Genomic DNA, 19,549 nt, shown 5'->3' with positions numbered 1-19,549 from the left:
TATTATTTTGCTTGAGCGAAGGTTAAAAATTGTTGATGTAGGGTCTTAATTTTCGCTTCGAGTCGGTCTTTATCACCATCATTACAAAGAATATGATCTGCGCGGTCAAGTCGCTGTTGTCTTGGGATTTGGCTAGCAATGATGGCTTTGACTTGCACTGCATCGACTTGGTCTCGTAGACAGGTGCGTGCAATCTGTTCCGCCTCACTAATATCGATGACTAAGGTTTGATCAACTAGCTTTTCTAGCTGATTTTCAAAGAGCAAAGGGGCAACCAAAATTACATAGGGCGATTGCGATGCCTGCAGCTGTTGCTCAATAGAGTGGCGAATGATGGGGTGTAATAGGTCATTGAGCCAGAGCTTTGAGCTGTCATCAGCAAAGATAATTTCGCGCAGTGCTGCGCGATTCAGCGTGCCATCAGCTTGAATGACCCTTGGACCAAAATGGGCTGCAATGCTATCTAGTGCGCTCGATGGTGGGGTAACAACTTCACGAGCGACAATATCGGCATCGATAATATCAATGCCGAGCGCTGCAAATTGGTTAGTGACCGTGGTCTTGCCACAGCCAATGCCACCGGTGATACCGAGAATGAATGAGGATTGTGGTTGCGCCAGTTTATGCGGCATAAAGGCCAAGATACCATGCGATAATTTCAGGCCCCCAGAGTAGCGCAATCCAGCCTGCAGCTGCAAGGTAAGGACCAAATGGAATCGCGCCGCCTTGCTCAGGATTGCGACGCATCATGATCACGCCAACAACAGCGCCAAGCAGTGATGAAATCAGAATCACCAAAGGTAAAATTTGCCAGCCGCCCCATGCGCCAAGGGCTGCGAGCAGTTTAAAGTCGCCATAGCCCATCCCTTCCTTACCAGTGAGTAGTTTAAATGCCCAATAAACACTCCAAAGCGATAGATATCCAGCCATGGCTCCAATGACGGATTGCTCTAGTGACAAAGGACTGAGATTGAGCAGCGCTAGCAAGATACCTGCCCACATCAGCGGTAATGTAATTTGATCGGGCAGCAGCATTTCATCTAAATCAATTAGTGTCAGGCTAATTAGCGCGAAGGTGGCAAATACCAGCGCTAAAGACCAATAAGAAAATGGCAGCACCCAGGCAACTGTGAGCGCCATGATTGCGCTGATGAGTTCAACCGTGGGATAGCGTTTACTGATAGGGCTTTTACAGCTACGGCATTTGCCGCCTAAACAAAGCCAGCTAATGACCGGAATATTTTCAAGTGCAGAGATGGCATGATTACATTGAGGACAGCGCGAACGGGGTACCACAAGGTTGAAGGTGCCTTCAGGTAAGTCTTCTTGAGGCTGCTGTTGATACTCTTCAACTTCAGCTTGCCATTGTTTTTTCATCATAATCGGCAGGCGGTAAACCACCACATTGAGAAAGCTGCCGACCAGCAGGCCAAAAAATGTAATTAAAAATGGGTAGGTCCAAGGATAAAGTTCAAACAGCGCAGCCACAATGAATATTCCTAAATAGAAAGCTGAAAGAAAAAAGCCACTTACAATGAAGTGGCTTAAAAAATAATATCATGAATTAGCCAATGACTGACATCATACTAAAGATCGGTAGATACATAGCAACAACCAGTGTGCCGACTAGGCCACCGATAATCACCATGATCATTGGCTCAAGTAACTGGCTGAGGTTATCCACGGTGTTATCGACGCTGTCTTCGTAGATAGATGCGACTTTGTTGAGCATTTCATCCAGTGCACCGGACTCTTCACCAATCATCACCATTTGAGTAACCAATTCTGGGAAGCGATTGGTATGCTTGATCGCTAGATAAAACATCATCCCCCCCGCGGTATCATTGCGGGCGCTGATCAATGCCTCTTCATAAAGAATATTACCACTGGTACTTGCAGCCAAATCAATACCATCAAGCAGTGGAATACCAGAGCTAAAGGTGGTTGCCAGGGTTCGTGAAAAACGTGCTATTGCTGATTCTTGAAAAATTGAACCCAAGACAGGGATTTTTAGTGAAAAAGCAGTAACTCTACGCTTAAAATTAATTGATTTTTTATAGCTTGAAATAAACATAAAAACAGCAAGTACGATAGCAATCACGAATATTGGACCATTGCGGCTTAGACCGTGTGATAGATCAATCATTACTTGTGTTAACCAAGGTAAGTCTGCGCCAAAGCTTTTAAAAATACTATCAAATTGTGGGATTACAAAAAGCAGTAATACACAGGTCACAATAACAGCAACGAGCATGATCATTGAAGGGTAGATCATTGCTTTTTTTACTTTACGACGAAGCTCTTCTGACTTTTCGCGGTAAGTCGCTAAACGCTCAAAGGAGTGCTCTAAATGACCTGTTTGCTCTCCAGACTCCATCAAATCACAGTAAAATGATTCGAAGTATTGAGGGTGTTCACGTAACGCTGAGGCTAATGAATTCCCTCCCTCAACTTTCGTCACAATTTGATTCAGCATTGCTCGCATTGGTGCTTTTGTGTGGCTATTAGCTGTGAGTTGTAGTGACTGTACCACTGGGACACCCGCTTTGAGCATGGTGCTCAATTGGCGTGTGATTATGGTAATATCTTGTCCTGTAATTTTAGGTTGGAACGGTGGCGCTGAAGTTTGTTGTAGCTTCACTCGTTGTAAGCCTTGCTTAGAAAGTTCAGCTGCAGCGGCACCTTTGCTAGCTGACTGTAATTTACCTTGAACCTTGCGCCCTGATTTATTGAGACCAGTATATTTAAAATGCAGTATTTTCGGAGCTTTTGCCATTTTGCTATATCCTATTAGCGAATTACACGTTCAATTTCCTGGACACTGGTAATTCCCTGTAAAATGAGCGAAAGACCAGATTGACGTAAGGTTCTCATCCCTTCTTTCATCGCCACTTTTTCAATCACATCGCTGGAACGGTTTTCAATGACGGCTCGCGCAAGTAGAGGTGAAAATTTCATCACCTCATAAACACCGGTACGGCCTTTATAACCTTTGGAGCATTTGTCACAACCATCTTCATTTTGTTGATAAATATCGGCGCCATTACGAGATTCTTCGGGTGTAAACCCAAGTTGAACCATTTGTGTTGGGGTCAGCTTGGCGGGTTGTTTACAATGCTTGCATAATCGGCGCGCCAGTCGCTGTGCGATAATGAGCGACATGGATGAGGCAATATTAAAGCCTGCCACCCCCATATTGGCCAAGCGAGTGAGAGTTTCGGCTGCCGAGTTGGTATGCAGGGTTGATAATACCAAGTGTCCAGTTTGTGCCGCTTTAATCGCAATTTCAGCCGTTTCGAAGTCTCGAATTTCCCCCACCATCACGATATCTGGATCTTGACGTAGGAATGATTTCAGCGCTTCAGCAAAACCAAGGCCAGCTTTGGGGTTGATCTGTACCTGATTGACGCCAACTAAGTTGATTTCCACTGGGTCTTCAGCAGTTGCAATATTACGCTCAGGAGTATTTAGAATATTTAGGCCAGTATAAAGAGAAACGGTTTTACCACTACCTGTTGGGCCGGTAATCAAAATCATCCCTTGAGGTTGCTTAAGAGATTGAAGGTAATCGTTTTTCTGCTCTTCGCTATAACCAAGCATGTTGATGTCTAGTGATGCATCATCGTTGCTGAGCAAGCGAAGCACTACTTTTTCGCCCCAAAGTGTAGGCAGAGTCGAAACACGCATATCGATGGAGGTGTTTTCAGAAATTTTTAGCTTAATACGGCCATCTTGCGGTTTACGACGCTCTGAGATATCTAAGCGTGACATTACCTTGATTCGAGTTGAAATACGTTGGCTGAGCGAGGTTGGTGGTGAAGCCGTTTCCACCAAAATACCATCGAGACGGTATCGCACTCGATACACTTTTTCATAGGGCTCAAAGTGAATATCGGAAACGCCTTTATTAATCGCATCAATTAAAATACGGTTAATAAAGCGTGTTACTGGCGCGTCATCACCACTGATGTCAGATGTACCTGTATTGGTGATGTTTTGTTCATCAGCAACAGCAATAGCTGATAGCTCACTGTCGCTGACTTCTGCTATTTCAGGGGTTTCAATGGGGCCAGAACGGCCAAAAAGTTTAGTAATGGCTTCTTCAAGCTGCAGCTGTTCAACTAGAAGAGTTTGGGTTTGCAGGCCGGTTGCAAAACGAAACTCATCCAAAGCTTCAATGTTGGTGGGATCAGCTAAGCCTAGATAAAGACGATTATTGGCAATACGGAGTGGCAAGGCGCAATGTGATTGAATCAGCTCTTTTAAACCAAGCTGACGTTGCAATGTTTCAAAGGGATAATCATCAATATTGACTAATTTGAGGCCAAAAATTTTCTCGAGACGTGTGGCAAGCTCACTACTATCTAACATTTCATTGGCAATGAGTACACTTGGTACGGTGCGTTGTGATTGGCCTACTTGCTTTATCACTTCTTGTTGCTGCGCAAGGGTAATCAAATCAGCTTGGCGAAGAATGGTCGCGAGTTTTGTTGATGGCATAGTGATTATCTAGGTTGAACCGAAAATAAAGGCGCCAGCTGGCGCCTTACAAGTAAATTAATTAATCACTTATGGAGCTGGGGTTGCAGCGCCTTCACAGCCAGCAACTTTCACGCCGTCAGCGATGAGAGAGTGTGAACATGTCCAAGCGCCATCAACATCACGAGATAAAGTGATGATCGCGTTTTTAGCGGATGTTTTTGTCATCGTGACTTCGATGGTACCAATTCCAGTGTCAGCGCCTTTTACAGCAATTGTGCCTAGGTCAAATTTCACGTTGGTTGATGCAGGGAAAGAGCTATCAAATGCAAGTGATTCTTCAACTTCATTCTTAACAGCGCCTGCAGTTGCAATGGCAGAACCAATCGCACCTTTTTTCATGTAGTCTTGATATTGGGGAACTGCAATTGCTGCTAGAACACCGATTACTGCAACTACGATCATCAATTCGATGAGGGTAAAACCCTTTTGCATTTTTTTCATAGGATATCTCCGATACGTCACTTTTATTTTTTGGTTTGGTGCAAAGCTGACTCTGCACTGAATTAAGATTAAATGTGCATCACTTAGAACTAAATCCACAAAACGCAAATGTTCGAGCAGCGATAGGATCTATCGTTTATTTTTGCAAGATGACATTTTGTTTTGGGAAATAAGTCACGCTTTATGCTAGTGAAATGTCAAAGAAAAATTGGCATTTAATTATGTGCATAAATTTAATCTAACCACTTGAACTACAGGGTTAATTTTTGTGACGAAGATTGTGTTTTATAAGCAATCGATTGGCTTTTGAGGGATAAGAAAAAGGCGTTGCGTAAAACTCAAAAGTGTAATTGCGAAATGCAGGACCTGAATGAAAAAATGCCATTTTGCGAGCTTGATAATATCAATGAGCAGATCGAAGGACTGAAAAGAGAAAAGAGAAAAGAGAAAAAAGAAAGGTAAGTAAAAAAGATAAGTGAGAAGGCGTTAAGTGGGAGATTTAAAAACCAAACGCTCTCGATTTAACCTTGAGCGTTCAGTTTTCATTAAATGGTATTTAGGGGTTAAGCGCTTTGCATGCGCATGGAAAGATCCATGGCGCGTACATGTTTGGTCAGTGCGCCCACTGAGATGTAATCCACGCCAGTGGCGGCAAAGCGAGCAATGGTGTCTAAAGTGACATTGCCTGAAACCTCGAGTGCGACACGCCCTTGGTTAATCTCTACCGCATCGCGCATTTGCGCTTCACTGAAATTATCCAGCATCACAATGTCCGCGCCAGCATCAATAGCTTGTTGAAGCTCTTCAAGGTTTTCTACTTCCACTTCTACCGGTTTTTGCGGTGCGATGATTTTGGCTTGCGCCACGGCTTTGTCGATAGAGCCACAAGCCATTATGTGGTTTTCTTTGATCAAAAAAGCATCAAAGACACCAATGCGATGATTAAAACCGCCGCCACAGCTCACCGCATATTTTAGCGCGCTGCGAAGACCGGGTACTGTTTTTCGCGTATCTAGTAGTTTGGTCTGAGTGCCATTTAAGCGCTCAACATAACGCGCAACTTGGGTGGCACAGCCAGAAAGCGTTTGAATAAAGTTCATGGCATTACGTTCACCAGTGAGCATGGCGCGCGCATTGCCTTGCAAGGTGCATAGCACTTGATTGGGCGTCACACTTTCACCATCTTGCACATGCCAAGTCATGGTGACTTGATGTCCGAGCTGCGCGAATACTTCATCTGCCCACATTTGGCCGCAAAAAATACCGGGTTCGCGGGTAATGAGGGTGGCAGTGGCTTGCGTTTCTGGCGCGATAAGGCAGGCGGTGACATCGCGGTTTTGATCTAATTCACCTCCGAGATCCTCAAGCAGCGATTCGCGTACGGTGCGCCGTACTTCCTCTGGCAATTGGCTTTTCAAATACTGCAGACGGGCTTGGCTATCGTGATTTTTTTCTCGAAAGGTCATAGTCTTGGCTCTTGTGACGCGACAAAGATGAAACCGCGGCATCATACGCTGCAATGGTGATTATTTCAGCGATTAATTGCGAGGTTGCGCTGCGGTTGCCGTTTTTTTATACAGCTTTCATTGCGCCGTTGATGGTAAAGTGAGGTATGGAACATTGTTATTGATGATATGTTTACTATCTCTTCGCAGCATTGGGTCAACCAAGCCAAGCAATTGCCATCGCCTTATTTTAATCAGCGCCCAGTAGGGACAGCGATCAGTTTATTGGTGATCCACAACATCAGTTTGCCGCCAGCACAATTTGGCACAGGCTATATTGCCGATCTGTTTTTGGGACAACTCGATTGTGATGCCCACCCTTATTTTCATTATTTACGTGGCTTAGAAGTGTCAGCGCATTGTGTGATTTCACGAACGGGTGAGCTATTGCAGTTTGTGCCCTTTGATAAACGGGCATGGCATGCAGGCGCATCAAGCTTTGCAGGGGTCACCAATTGCAATGACTACGCCATTGGCATTGAATTGGAAGGGACAGATACCCAGCCTTATACCGAAGCTCAATATCAAACATTGGCGATGCTCACTCAAGCGTTGCAGCAGCATTATCCTCAAATCAGCGATAATCGAATTACGGGACATCAATTTATAGCGCCGCTGCGTAAAAGCGATCCGGGGCTCAGTTTTGACTGGTCTCGTTATTTCCGCGATATAAAGTCATAGTGAGCAGCAAATTTTGATATGAGTGCTTGTGCATAACCTTAAAAAAAGAAGGGTGTTACAAAATGTAACACCCTTCTTTTTTTGTGGCACGCATAGCATATTTTTTGCACCGATTTTGCCGGAAACACCCGCGATATCTGCATCAATTTTGTCATATGCGACGCGCAAACATTTGCGTGAATGTTAAATTATTGTTTATTTCGACCCTCAAAAATTCTCGACGAATGTCAAAAAATGATTTTAATCAATTTTTGAGTGGACACTTTGCCGCTCCTTTGTTAACTTTTTGCCAATGAAATTGGTAATACCAATTTTTGAGGTTTCAAACCGAGGTGAAGCAGGGGAGAGGACGCTGAATATGAGCCATGTGCCGATTCGAGCACCAAAACTGGCCGATATGATCGCCACAGAGCTTGAGCGCCTCATTCTAGAAGGTCACTTCGCTGCGGGTGCGCAGTTGCCACCTGAGCGAGAGTTAGCTAAGCAATTTGATGTATCTCGTCCCTCCTTGCGTGAAGCCATTTTAAAGTTAGAAGCAAAAGGCCTTTTGAGCCGAAAACAGGGCGGCGGCACCTTTGTGACCCATACTCTGTGGCCTGATTTTAGTCAGCCCCTTGCGACTTTAATGGCCACTTATCCTGAAGCCCCATTTGATTTACTTGAGTCTCGCCATGCACTAGAAAGTGTGAGTGCTTACTACGCAGCACTGCGCGGGACAGAAGAAGATTTTGAACATATTCAGCATGCCCAACAGGCGATTGAGAACGCACAGAAAAAAGGCCAACAAGAACAAGAAGCAAGTGCTGTGGTGCGTTATCTCAATGCAGTGGTTGAAGCCACCCATAATGTGGTGTTGTTGCATGTGGTTCGCGCTCTTTCACCCCTGTTAGAGCAAAACATATTACAAAACTTTGGCCTGCTTTATCGCCGTGTAGAGGTGATAGAAAAAGTCAGTGAACATCGAGCAATGGTTGTGGACGCAATTTTATCGCGTCAGCCTGAAAAGGCCCGTGATGCGGCCCATGCCCATCTTGCTTATCTAGAAGAGACCTTGTTGCAATTAAGTCGAGAGGAGCTGCGTCGTGAACGCGCACTTCGACGTATTGCAACGACGAGATGATAGAGAGTACAAGCTTCGCTTCGTGCTCTTTATTGGTTTTGTATACCGACAAAAAAGGATAGATCACCATGTCTGAAGTCATGAAAAATGACGTGGATGCGTTAGAGACCCAAGAGTGGCTTGAAGCCTTGGCCTCCGTTGTCCGTGAAGAAGGTGTCGAACGCGCCCAATTCCTCCTTGAGCAAGTCCTCGACAAAGCTCGCCTTGATGGTGTGGATATGCCAACTGGCATCACCACAAATTACCTCAATACCATTCCTGTAAATCAGGAGCCTGCGTATCCGGGTGATCTAGATCTTGAGCGTCGTATTCGCGCAATCATCCGCTGGAACGCCGTGATGATCGTGCTGCGCGCATCGAAAAAAGATTTGGAATTGGGCGGCCATATGGCGTCATTCCAATCTTCAGCAGCCTTCTATGAAACCTGTTTCAACCACTTCTTCCGCGCGGCAAACGAGGTTGATGGTGGTGACTTGGTGTACTATCAAGGTCATATTTCTCCAGGGATCTACGCACGCGCCTTTGTTGAAGGTCGCTTGACTGAAGATCAATTGGATAACTTCCGTCAAGAAGTGGATGGTAAAGGGATTCCTTCATACCCACACCCTAAATTGATGCCTGAATTTTGGCAGTTCCCAACTGTTTCTATGGGTCTTGGTCCAATCTCAGCAATCTATCAAGCACGTTTCTTGAAATATCTGAATGGCCGTGGTCTGAAAGACACCACAGCACAGCGCGTTTACGCCTTCCTTGGCGATGGCGAAATGGATGAGCCAGAATCACGCGGCGCGATCTCTTTTGCTGCGCGTGAAAAGCTCGACAACCTATGCTTCCTTATCAACTGTAACCTTCAGCGCCTTGATGGCCCTGTGATGGGTAACGGTAAGATCATTCAAGAACTTGAAGGTCTATTTAAAGGTGCGGGTTGGAACGTAGTGAAAGTGATCTGGGGTAACAACTGGGATTCACTACTTGCCAAAGATACTTCAGGCAAATTGCTTCAGCTGATGAATGAAACTGTTGATGGCGATTATCAAACCTTTAAGTCTAAAGATGGCGCTTATGTTCGTGAGCACTTCTTTGGTAAATACCCTGAAACAGCAGCCTTGGTTGCCAATATGACTGATGATGAGATCTTCGCGCTAAAACGCGGCGGTCATGATTCATCAAAACTCTATGCGGCATTTAAAAACGCACAAGAGACCCAAGGCAAACCAACTGTGATCCTTGCGAAAACAGTGAAAGGTTATGGCATGGGTGATGCAGCTGAAGGTAAGAACATTGCGCACCAAGTGAAGAAAATGGATATGACCCATGTGCTTCACCTACGTGACCGTTTGGGCTTGCAAGATCTAATCTCTGATGACGAAGTAAAAGCGTTGCCATACCTCAAACTAGAAGAGGGCTCAAAAGAGCACGCTTATCTACACGCACGTCGTGAAGCGTTGCATGGCTACACACCAAAACGTCTGCCTAAATTCACAGGTGAATTCCAAGTGCCAGGACTCGATGAGTTCCAACCACTGTTGGATGAGCAAAAACGTGAAATCTCTTCAACCATGGCATTTGTTCGTGCGTTGAATATCCTGCTGAAAGACAAGCAAATTGGTCAAAACATTGTGCCAATTATTGCCGATGAGGCGCGTACTTTTGGTATGGAAGGTCTGTTCCGTCAAATTGGTATCTATAACCCACACGGCCAGAACTACACCCCACAAGACCGCGATATCGTTTCTTACTACAAAGAAGCAACGTCAGGTCAGGTGCTTCAAGAAGGGATTAACGAGCTAGGTGCGATGTCATCTTGGGTTGCAGCTGCGACCTCATACAGCACCAACAACTTGCCAATGATTCCTTTCTATATCTACTACTCAATGTTTGGTTTCCAACGTGTGGGTGATATGGCGTGGATGGCAGGCGATCAGCAAGCGCGTGGCTTCCTATTGGGCGCAACTGCCGGTCGTACGACCTTGAATGGTGAAGGTCTACAGCACGAAGATGGCCACTCACATATTCTTGCAAGCACAGTACCGAACTGTATCTCTTATGATCCAACCTTCGCTTATGAAGTGGCAGTGATCATGCAAGACGGTATTCGTCGCATGTATGGTGACCAAGAGAACGTGTTCTACTACCTCACCTTGATGAACGAAAACTACGCGATGCCAGCAATGCCAGAAGGTGCAGAAGAGGGTATTCGTAAAGGTATCTATAAACTAGAAACCTACACCGGTGACAAAGCGAAAGTACAGCTATTGAGCTCTGGTACCATCATGAATGAAGTGCGCAAAGCGGCGCAAATCCTGAGTGATGATTACGGTGTTGCATCTGACGTATTCTCAGTGACTTCGTTCAACGAATTGACTCGCGATGGTCAAGCAGCAGAGCGCTACAACATGCTGCATCCAGAAGCGCAAGTGCAAGTGCCATTTATCACGCAAGTACTGGGTGATGCACCAGCGATTGCTGCAACTGACTACATCAAGAACTATGCTGAGCAAGTGCGCGCTTATGTACCTGCTGAGTCTTATAAAGTACTGGGTACTGATGGCTTTGGTCGTTCAGACAGCCGTGACAATCTACGCCGTCACTTTGAAGTGAATGCAAGCTATGTGGTTGTTGCAGCACTTTCTGAACTTGCAAAACGTGGTGATATTGAGAAATCAGTGGTGGCTGAAGCGATCGCTAAATTCAATATCGATACAGAAAAAACTAATCCGCTTCACGCGTAATCAAAGGAAAGAATCATGACCATCGAAATTCATGTACCCGATATCGGTGCCGATGAGGTTGAAGTGACCGAAATCCTTGTCAGCGTTGGCGATACCGTTGAAGAAGATCAATCACTGATTACCGTAGAGGGCGATAAAGCATCTATGGAAGTCCCTGCATCGCAAGCTGGTGTAGTGAAAGAAATTAAAGTCGCAGAAGGCGATAAAGTTTCAACAGGCTCACTGATTATGATTTTTGAAGCCCAAGGTGCAGCGCAAGCTGCACCAGTTGAAGCTGCCGCGGCGCCAGCAGCTGCACCAGCGCCTGCTGCCGCAAGCGAAATGAAAGAAGTATTTGTGCCAGATATCGGTGGCGATGAAGTTGAAGTGACCGAAATCATGGTTGCGATTGGCGATAGCATCACGGAAGAGCAATCTCTTATTACCGTTGAAGGCGACAAGGCCTCAATGGAAGTACCCGCACCTTTTGCCGGTGTACTGAAAGAGCTGAAAGTAGCTGCGGGTGATAAAGTGTCAACCGGTTCATTGATCATGGTCTTTGAAGTCGCGGGCTCAGGCGCGGCGCCAGTTGCTGCGGCACCTGCTGCAGAAGTATCAGCTGCACCAGCAGCCGCTGCCGATCAAGACGTCAATGTGCCAGATATCGGTGGCGATGAAGTTGAAGTAACTGAAATCATGGTTGCTGTTGGCGATATGGTGGAAGAAGAGCAATCTTTGATCACCGTTGAAGGCGACAAAGCGTCCATGGAAGTTCCTGCACCATTTGCTGGTAAAGTAAAAGCCATCAAAGTTGCTGCGGGTGACAAGGTGTCTACCGGCTCACTGATTATGGTCTTTGAAGTCGCGGGCAGTGCACCTGTTGCTGTGGCTGCGCCAGTTGCAGCATCTTCGGCACCTGCGGCGTCAGCGCCTGCTGCGAAAGCAGAAAGCGCAAAAGCGGCACCTGCAAGCAGCAGTGAGTTTGTTGAGAACAACGAATATGCCCATGCATCACCTGTGGTTCGTCGTTTAGCGCGTGAATTTGGTGTCAACCTTGCCAAAGTAAAAGGCAGTGGTCGTAAGAGCCGAATTCTAAAAGAAGACGTGCAAAACTACGTGAAAGAAGCACTGAAACGTCTAGAATCTGGCGCCGGTGCCGGCAAAGGCGATGGCAGTGCATTGGGTCTGTTGCCATGGCCAAAAGTTGATTTCAGCAAGTTTGGTGAAACTAGCATTCAGCCACTTTCGAAGATCAAAAAGATCTCTGGTGCCAACCTGCATCGTAACTGGGTGATGATTCCACATGTAACTCAGTGGGATAATGCCGATATCACAGAGCTTGAAGTATTCCGTAAAGATCAAAATGCCCTTGAAGCGAAGAAACAGTCAGGCTTGAAGATCACCCCATTGGTGTTCATCTTGAAAGCTGCTGCTAAAGCGCTTGAAGCATTCCCTGCCTTTAACTCGTCATTGTCTGAAGACGGTGAAAGCTTGATCCTCAAGCACTATGTGAACATCGGTATCGCGGTAGATACACCAAATGGCTTGGTGGTTCCTGTGGTGAAAGATGTGAACAAAAAAGGCATCGTTGAGCTATCTGAAGAGCTAATGGAAATCTCCAAAAAAGCGCGTGCAGGTAAATTGACTGCAGCAGATATGCAAGGCGGCTGTTTCACCATCTCAAGCCTAGGTGGTATTGGTGGTACTGCGTTTACACCAATTGTGAATGCACCTGATGTTGGTATTTTGGGTGTTTCTAAATCTGAGATGAAACCGGTTTGGAACGGTAAAGAGTTTGAGCCTCGCTTGACCCTACCGCTTTCACTATCCTATGACCACCGTGTGATTGACGGCGCAGAAGGCGCACGCTTTATCACCTTTATTAGCGGTGTGTTGTCTGATATTCGCCGTCTCGTCCTATAACATTGCCAAGGCCTTTGTTGCTGCAAAGGCCTTGTTTACGTATCAGGGAGGCGCAGCAAGACACACTGGAGTGTGTTAGGCTGAGCCATTCACAAATCTGATAACGACAAAACGACAACGAGGTCAAAATGAGTAAACAAATTAATGCTCAAGTAGTCGTATTAGGTGCAGGTCCTGCGGGTTACTCAGCCGCATTCCGTTGTGCCGATTTGGGTTTAGAAACCGTTTTAGTTGAGCGTTACTCAAGCTTGGGTGGCGTGTGTTTGAATGTCGGCTGTATTCCATCTAAAGCATTGCTTCACGTTGCAAAAGTGATTGAAGAAGCAAAAGCCTTGGCTGAGCACGGCATTGTTTTTGGTGAGCCACAAACCGATATCGATAAAATTCGCCTTTGGAAAGAGAAGGTGATCAGCCAGTTGACTGGTGGTTTGGGTGGTATGGCCAAAATGCGTAAAGTGACCGTGGTTGAAGGCTTCGGTAAATTTACGGGTGCCAACACTATTGAGGTGGAAGGCGCGGATGAAACCACAACGGTTACTTTTGATAATGCGATCATCGCTGCGGGCTCACGCCCAATCAAATTGCCATTTATTCCACATGAAGACCCACGTATTTGGGACTCAACTGACGCGCTTGAACTAAAAGAAGTACCAGGAAAACTGCTGATCATGGGCGGCGGTATTATCGGCCTAGAAATGGGTACGGTTTACCACGCGCTAGGTTCACAGATTGATGTGGTTGAGATGTTTGACCAAGTGATTCCTGCGGCTGATAAAGATATCGTTAAGGTGTACACCAAGCGTATTCAGAACAAGTTTAACTTGATGCTGGAAACCAAGGTGACTGCGGTTGAAGCCAAGGAAGATGGTATCTATGTCTCGATGGAAGGCAAAAAAGCGCCAGCACAAGCTGAGCGTTATGATGCCGTCTTGGTTGCTATCGGTCGTGTGCCAAATGGCCAATTGATCGACGCACAAAAAGCAGGCGTTGAAGTTGATGATCGCGGCTTTATCCACGTGGATAAGCAAATGCGCACCAACGTGCCGCACATTTTTGCAATTGGTGACATCGTTGGTCAGCCAATGTTGGCGCACAAAGGTGTGCACGAAGGCCACGTTGCTGCAGAAGTGATCTCAGGTAAGAAACACTATTTCGATCCAAAAGTGATCCCTTCAATTGCATACACTGAGCCAGAAGTGGCTTGGGTTGGTAAGACTGAAAAAGAAGCCAAAGCCGAAGGTATCAGCTACGAAGTGGCAACCTTCCCATGGGCTGCTTCAGGTCGCGCTATTGCATCAGATTGTTCTGACGGTATGACCAAGCTGATCTTTGATAAAGAAACACACCGCGTGATCGGTGGTGCCATTGTGGGTACCAACGGTGGTGAGTTGCTTGGTGAAATCGGTTTGGCCATTGAGATGGGTTGCGATGCAGAAGATATCGCATTGACCATCCATGCGCACCCAACCTTGCATGAGTCGGTTGGCCTTGCTGCAGAAGTGTTTGAAGGGTCGATTACCGACTTGCCAAATGCCAAAGCGGTGAAGAAGAAATAAGCCTCTTCTAAAAAATCAATGAATCGAAAAAGCGCACCTTGGTGCGCTTTTTTGTTTTTGTCTTTTTATTTGAAATAAGCGGAGCCTGTTGAAACAAGAAGAGTGTGACGCTTACCCGGAATACGAAAAAAACTCATCGTCAGAGTAACCGACGATGAGTTTTGACGATAACTTGCATGTGAAGTTGAAAGCCTTATCGTTTCAATCCATATCGCTTAAAGCCTTATAGCTTAAAGGTACTCACCATGCGTTCAAGCTGCTCTGATAGCATTCGTAACTGCTGGCTTGAGTTCAGCAAGTTTTCTGCGTAGTCATTGTTACGCAGCGTCGCATTGTTAATGCCATCAATGTTGATATTGATATCGTTCACCACAGCGGTTTGCTCTTCTGTTGCCGTCGCGACTTGGTTGTTCATATCGGAGATAGAGGTAATCTGCTCTGCGATTTGATCCAATGCTTGCGAGGTTTGATCCGCAGCATCGACGCCATCCACTGTGAGCAGTTGACTGTGCTGCATCGCTTGCACGGCATTTTGCGCCTCAATTTGCAGACGATTGATCATGGTTTGAATTTCATCGGTGGAGTTGGCGGTGCGACTGGCTAGACTGCGCACTTCATCGGCCACAACGGCAAAGCCACGACCTTGCTCACCAGCACGCGCTGCCTCGATGGCCGCATTGAGTGCTAGCAAGTTAGTTTGCTCTGAAATGCCGCGAATCACATCCAAAATAGAACCAATGGCTTGGGTGTTCTCCGCGAGCGAGCTAATGACGTGGCTCACTTGCTGAATATCATCGGCCAGTTGGTTGCTATTGGCGCGAGATTGATTCACCAAATTTTGACCCTCAATGCCTTGCTGCTCAGCATGCTCTGCAGTTTTTGCAGCTTGCGCGGCATTATTGGCAATCTCATTGACGGTTGCGCCCATTTGGTTGATGGCGGTGACCACTTGTAAAGTGCGATCGCGCTGATCGTGACTATTTTCAAGGGTTGCTTCCGCTTGCTGGTTGAGCATTTGCGCGGCTTGCTGCAATTCAGCGCCGGTTTGGGCTACCGCTTTGACAGAGTCGTGGATCTTTTCAATAAATTGGTTAAATCCTTGTGCCAACTGGGCAATCTCATCTTGTCCTTTGATTTCTAAGCGTTGGCTGAGATCGCCATCACCTTGACCAAGATCTTGGAAAATATCTGCCAATCGAGTCATCGGCTGGGTTAAGTGGCTGGCAAACCAGATCGCAAGGATCAAACAGATAGCTGCAATACCAACTGTGGTGATCACCATCTGGTTGCGCGCTTGATTTAAGCTGGCAAAGGTTTCATCCAATGGCACTTGCAACAACACATACCAATCCATATTTGGAATGTAGCTGCTGACTAAAATGGTCGCCTGACCATTGATTGTGGTGTGAATCAGATTGAAATCTTTGGTTTGTAGCAGCTGTTCGGCAATTTGTGGCGAGTAGATTTGTGCAAGACGTGCTTTCCCCATCATTTGGCGATCGGGATGAATTTGTACCTTGCCTTGTGCATCGGCTAAAAAGGCAAAGCCAGTTTGCTCAATTTTAAATTGATGGATGAATTGAACCATCTCGTCGATGCTTTTCGATAAACCGGCAAGCGCTAGACCATTCGGCTGTTGGTAATTGATAAAGAGCTTGGTATCGCCATTGCTCTCTTGGAAGATGCTAAGCGATTGGGTTTGTTTACTATCACGGAATTTAAAGAACCAACCATCTTGTTGATGATTGAGTCGGCGTAAAAATCCGTTTTGATTCCAATAATCGCCGGTTTGACGATTGGCAATGGACGCATCTGTGAGTTGATATTGCGCTTTCAGTTGTTGAAGTGCTTGGGTAAGCAAAGTGTTTCGCGTTGCAATATCGGTACTGCTGAGTTGCTGCTGAGTAAAAGGGCTTAGTGCAAATTGATGCGCGGCATTTTGTAGTCCACTCACTTCTTGCTCAATAATTGCGCGAATCTCCATTGAAGCGGTAGGCAGCTCAATTTGATTGAGTCGCTCGGCTACAACGTCATGCGCTTGCTGCTGACTGATCCAGCCAACAATCGCTGTGGGAATCAAAACCGCAGCGATGATCGCAATGATCAGCTTTTGTTTAATTGAAAGATTTTTCATTGTTATATTCACTATCAAGGATTCGGAACAAGCAGAGCGGGCATGTTGCCACATTTGTGCTGAGTTTGAGTTGAACGCAATCGTTAATTCACTGTTAAAAACTGCTGAATCATTGCTGCTTCGCGTTTGCTTGCTGTGATTTTGCGCATTCTGTATGGTTTCAGTGCGATTTTCTCTATTGAATAAAACTGCTATGCTGATGCCACGCGTCTGCGTCTATCGGTTTCGTTAATTGATTTCCTATGGCGATTTCGGTTTATAGACGCAAAACTACAAGGAAGTTTGATCATCGTGATCAAACCAAAAAAGAGGATGATGTCGTGCTTGAAGCCTACCGCAAACACGTCGAAGAGCGTGCCCAGGATGGTGTGGTTGCCCAACCACTCAACGCAGAACAAGTGGCCGCATTGGTTGAGCTACTAAAAAATCCCCCTGCAGGTGAAGAGTCTACTCTCATCGATTTACTGGAAAACCGAATTCCCCCTGGCGTTGATGAAGCCGCTTATGTCAAAGCTGCGTTTTTGACTGCGCTTGCCAAAGGTGAAACCCAATCGCCGATTGTCTCTGCTGAGCATGCAGTGAAACTGCTGGGCACCATGCAAGGTGGCTACAACATTGAGCCGTTGATCACTCTGCTTGATGATGCCGCATTGGCACCGTTAGCCGCTAAAGCGCTGTCACACACGCTGCTGATGTTTGATGCATTTCATGATGTGGCGGACAAAGCCAAAGTAGGCAATGTTCATGCGCAGCAAGTGGTGCAGTCATGGGCTGATGCCGATTGGTATCTTTCAAAGCCAAAACTGGCTGAGAAGATCACCGTCACCGTCTTTAAAGTGCTGGGCGAAACCAACACAGACGATCTTTCACCGGCGCCAGATGCTTGGTCACGCCCTGATATTCCACTGCACGCATTAGCGATGCTGAAAAACCCGCGTGATGGCATTGAGCCTGATGAAGTGGGCGTGGTGGGTCCGATTGCACTGATTGAATCACTGAAAGAAAAAGGGCATCCACTGGCCTATGTCGGTGATGTGGTGGGCACGGGCTCGTCACGTAAATCTGCGACCAACTCAGTACTTTGGTTTATGGGTGAAGATATTCCTCATGTGCCAAACAAACGCGGTGGTGGCTTTGTGTTGGGCGGCAAGATTGCGCCAATTTTCTTTAACACCATGGAAGATGCCGGTGCGCTGCCGATTGAGCTTGATGTTGAATCGCTCAATATGGGCGATGTCATTGATATCTACCCTTATCAAGGCAAAGTGTGCGCACATGGCACAGAGCAAGTGCTATCTACCTTTAGCCTAAAAACCGACGTACTCCTTGATGAAGTCCGTGCGGGTGGTCGTATTCCATTGATCATCGGTCGCGGCCTGACGGATCGCGCGCGTGAGTTTTTGAATCTACCGGCATCGGATGTGTTCAACCGCCCTGCGGCGGCCTGTGAAAGTGATAAAGGCTTTACGCTAGCACAGAAAATGGTGGGTAAAGCTTGTGGCGTAGAGGGTATCCGTCCGGGGCAATATTGTGAGCCGAAGATGACCACGGTAGGCTCGCAAGATACCACGGGTCCTATGACGCGTGATGAGCTCAAAGATCTTGCTTGTCTTGGCTTCTCTGCTGATTTGGTGATGCAGTCTTTCTGTCATACCGCTGCCTATCCAAAACCTATTGATGTGAATACCCATCATACGTTGCCAGATTTCATTATGAATCGTGGTGGTGTATCGCTGCGTCCTGGTGATGGCGTGATCCACTCATGGCTCAACCGTATGTTGCTGCCAGACACTGTGGGTACTGGCGGTGATTCACATACCCGTTTCCCAATTGGCGTCTCTTTCCCTGCTGGCTCTGGCTTGGTGGCCTTTGCTGCGGCAACTGGGGTGATGCCGCTAGATATGCCTGAATCGGTATTGGTTCGCTTTAAAGGCAAGATGCAACCGGGCATTACCTTGCGCGATCTTGTTCATGCCATTCCATATTATGCGATTCAGCAAGGTCTATTGACCGTTGAAAAAGCTGGTAAGAAGAACATCTTCTCTGGCCGCATTTTGGAAATTGAAGGTTTGCCTGAGCTGAAAGTGGAACAAGCTTTTGAGCTTGCTGATGCATCAGCTGAGCGCTCTGCGGCCGGTTGTACCATTAAGCTGGATCAAGCGCCGATTGCTGAGTATCTGCAATCAAATATCGTGATGCTGAAATGGATGATCGCTGAAGGTTATGGCGATAAGCGCACGCTTGAGCGCCGCGTCGTCGATATGGAGCAATGGTTGGCGAACCCTGAATTGATGGAAGCGGATAGCGATGCAGAATATGCTGCGATTATCGATATCGATTTGGCGGAGATCAAAGAGCCAATTTTGTGTGCACCAAACGATCCCGACGATGCACGTTTGCTCTCTGAGGTGACGGGTGAAAATATCGACGAAGTCTTTATTGGCTCTTGTATGACCAATATTGGTCACTTTCGCGCTGCGGGTAAACTGCTCAATCAATTTAAAGGTCAGTTGCCAACGCGTATGTGGATTGCACCGCCAACTAAGATGGATCGCGATCAGCTGACTGAAGAGGGATATTACAGCATCTTTGGGAAAGTAGGGGCGCGTATTGAGATTCCAGGCTGTTCATTGTGTATGGGGAACCAAGCCCGTGTCGCTGATGGTGCCACTGTGGTATCGACCTCTACCCGTAACTTCCCGAACCGTTTGGGAACGGGCGCCAATGTTTATTTAGCCTCGGCAGAGCTCGCTGCGGTTGCGGCGATTATGGCCAAGCTGCCAACACCAGCTGAGTATTTGCAGTATGCTGCGCAGCTTGATGCTACGGCCGCCGATACCTATCGCTATCTCAATTTTGATCAATTGCCGCAATATACCGATGTCGCGGATCAAGTGATTGTTCAGCAACCAGCCTAAGTGCTTTGCACGGGTTGG

General features: G+C 46.7%; 13 protein-coding genes. 6 read left to right on the top strand and 7 right to left on the bottom strand.

Annotated features, from left to right (window positions below; translation table 11 throughout):
* Positions 1-2: 2 nt before the first annotated feature.
* The 6 genes from coaE to nadC all read right to left on the bottom strand — a co-directional run bounded on the left by coaE (position 3) and on the right by nadC (position 6,449).
* On the bottom strand, positions 3-632 hold the full coding sequence (coaE, locus tag L9P36_RS11655; RefSeq protein ID WP_237467070.1) for a dephospho-CoA kinase: 630 nt from the start codon (positions 630-632) through the stop codon (positions 3-5).
* A complete protein-coding gene (locus L9P36_RS11650) occupies positions 622-1,488 on the bottom strand; it encodes a prepilin peptidase (protein ID WP_237467068.1) in 867 nt (288 codons plus the stop codon). Before L9P36_RS11650 ends, coaE begins: the two co-directional genes overlap by 11 nt.
* Positions 1,489-1,564: 76 nt before the next feature.
* A complete protein-coding gene (locus tag L9P36_RS11645; RefSeq protein WP_237467066.1) occupies positions 1,565-2,776 on the bottom strand; it encodes a type II secretion system F family protein in 1,212 nt (403 codons plus the stop codon).
* 14 nt (positions 2,777-2,790) lie between these two features.
* A complete protein-coding gene (pilB, locus tag L9P36_RS11640) occupies positions 2,791-4,500 on the bottom strand; it encodes a type IV-A pilus assembly ATPase PilB (RefSeq protein WP_237467064.1) in 1,710 nt (569 codons plus the stop codon).
* A gap of 69 nt (positions 4,501-4,569) precedes the next feature.
* A complete protein-coding gene (locus L9P36_RS11635) occupies positions 4,570-4,983 on the bottom strand; it encodes a pilin (protein WP_237467062.1) in 414 nt (137 codons plus the stop codon).
* Positions 4,984-5,546: 563 nt separating this feature from the next.
* On the bottom strand, positions 5,547-6,449 hold the full coding sequence (gene nadC / locus L9P36_RS11630) for a carboxylating nicotinate-nucleotide diphosphorylase (RefSeq protein ID WP_237467060.1): 903 nt from the start codon (positions 6,447-6,449) through the stop codon (positions 5,547-5,549).
* Between the two features lie 168 nt (positions 6,450-6,617).
* Here nadC and ampD point away from each other — a divergent pair, with 168 nt between their 5' ends.
* The 5 genes from ampD to lpdA all read left to right on the top strand — a co-directional run bounded on the left by ampD (position 6,618) and on the right by lpdA (position 14,479).
* Positions 6,618-7,169: a 1,6-anhydro-N-acetylmuramyl-L-alanine amidase AmpD gene (ampD, locus tag L9P36_RS11625; RefSeq protein ID WP_237467057.1), complete on the top strand. Its 552-nt coding sequence runs from the start codon at positions 6,618-6,620 to the stop codon at positions 7,167-7,169.
* A 358-nt stretch (positions 7,170-7,527) separates the two neighbouring features.
* Positions 7,528-8,289 (top strand): pyruvate dehydrogenase complex transcriptional repressor PdhR, encoded by a 762-nt coding sequence (gene pdhR, locus L9P36_RS11620; protein ID WP_237467056.1) that lies wholly within the window; start codon positions 7,528-7,530, stop codon positions 8,287-8,289.
* A 68-nt stretch (positions 8,290-8,357) separates the two neighbouring features.
* A complete protein-coding gene (gene aceE / locus L9P36_RS11615) occupies positions 8,358-11,021 on the top strand; it encodes a pyruvate dehydrogenase (acetyl-transferring), homodimeric type (RefSeq protein WP_237467055.1) in 2,664 nt (887 codons plus the stop codon).
* A gap of 15 nt (positions 11,022-11,036) precedes the next feature.
* Positions 11,037-12,923, top strand: a complete 1,887-nt coding sequence (gene aceF, locus L9P36_RS11610) for a pyruvate dehydrogenase complex dihydrolipoyllysine-residue acetyltransferase (RefSeq protein WP_237467053.1) — start codon at positions 11,037-11,039, stop codon at positions 12,921-12,923.
* A 128-nt stretch (positions 12,924-13,051) separates the two neighbouring features.
* Positions 13,052-14,479, top strand: a complete 1,428-nt coding sequence (gene lpdA / locus L9P36_RS11605) for a dihydrolipoyl dehydrogenase (protein WP_237467051.1) — start codon at positions 13,052-13,054, stop codon at positions 14,477-14,479.
* Between the two features lie 223 nt (positions 14,480-14,702).
* On the opposite strand, the gene L9P36_RS11600 is transcribed toward lpdA, so the two are convergent.
* Positions 14,703-16,619 carry a methyl-accepting chemotaxis protein gene (locus tag L9P36_RS11600; protein WP_435532781.1) on the bottom strand — a complete coding sequence of 639 codons (1,917 nt, stop codon included), beginning with the start codon at positions 16,617-16,619 and terminating at the stop codon, positions 14,703-14,705.
* 314 nt (positions 16,620-16,933) lie between these two features.
* On the opposite strand from L9P36_RS11600, the gene acnB reads away from it, so the two are divergent.
* Positions 16,934-19,531 (top strand): bifunctional aconitate hydratase 2/2-methylisocitrate dehydratase, encoded by a 2,598-nt coding sequence (gene acnB, locus L9P36_RS11595; RefSeq protein WP_237467047.1) that lies wholly within the window; start codon positions 16,934-16,936, stop codon positions 19,529-19,531.
* The last annotated feature ends 18 nt before the right edge of the window (positions 19,532-19,549 follow it).

Source organism: Vibrio stylophorae (genome assembly GCF_921293875.1).
Lineage (GTDB): Bacteria > Pseudomonadota > Gammaproteobacteria > Enterobacterales > Vibrionaceae > Vibrio_A > Vibrio_A stylophorae.
Note: the sequence above shows the minus strand (reverse complement) of the source record. Positions and strands in the feature narration are given on the sequence as shown.

Bases quoted from the DNA above. Each gene is read 5' to 3' on its own strand.
- aceE (WP_237467055.1), top strand. From the start codon at position 8,358: ATGTCTGAAGTCATGAAAAATGACGTGGATGCGTTAGAGACCCAAGAG.
- ampD (WP_237467057.1), top strand. From the start codon at position 6,618: ATGTTTACTATCTCTTCGCAGCATTGGGTCAACCAAGCCAAGCAATTG.
- L9P36_RS11635 (WP_237467062.1), bottom strand. From the start codon at position 4,983: ATGAAAAAAATGCAAAAGGGTTTTACCCTCATCGAATTGATGATCGTA.
- L9P36_RS11645 (WP_237467066.1), bottom strand. From the start codon at position 2,776: ATGGCAAAAGCTCCGAAAATACTGCATTTTAAATATACTGGTCTCAAT.
- pdhR (WP_237467056.1), top strand. From the start codon at position 7,528: ATGAGCCATGTGCCGATTCGAGCACCAAAACTGGCCGATATGATCGCC.
- coaE (WP_237467070.1), bottom strand. From the start codon at position 632: ATGCCGCATAAACTGGCGCAACCACAATCCTCATTCATTCTCGGTATC.
- lpdA (WP_237467051.1), top strand. From the start codon at position 13,052: ATGAGTAAACAAATTAATGCTCAAGTAGTCGTATTAGGTGCAGGTCCT.
- nadC (WP_237467060.1), bottom strand. From the start codon at position 6,449: ATGACCTTTCGAGAAAAAAATCACGATAGCCAAGCCCGTCTGCAGTAT.
- aceF (WP_237467053.1), top strand. From the start codon at position 11,037: ATGACCATCGAAATTCATGTACCCGATATCGGTGCCGATGAGGTTGAA.
- pilB (WP_237467064.1), bottom strand. From the start codon at position 4,500: ATGCCATCAACAAAACTCGCGACCATTCTTCGCCAAGCTGATTTGATT.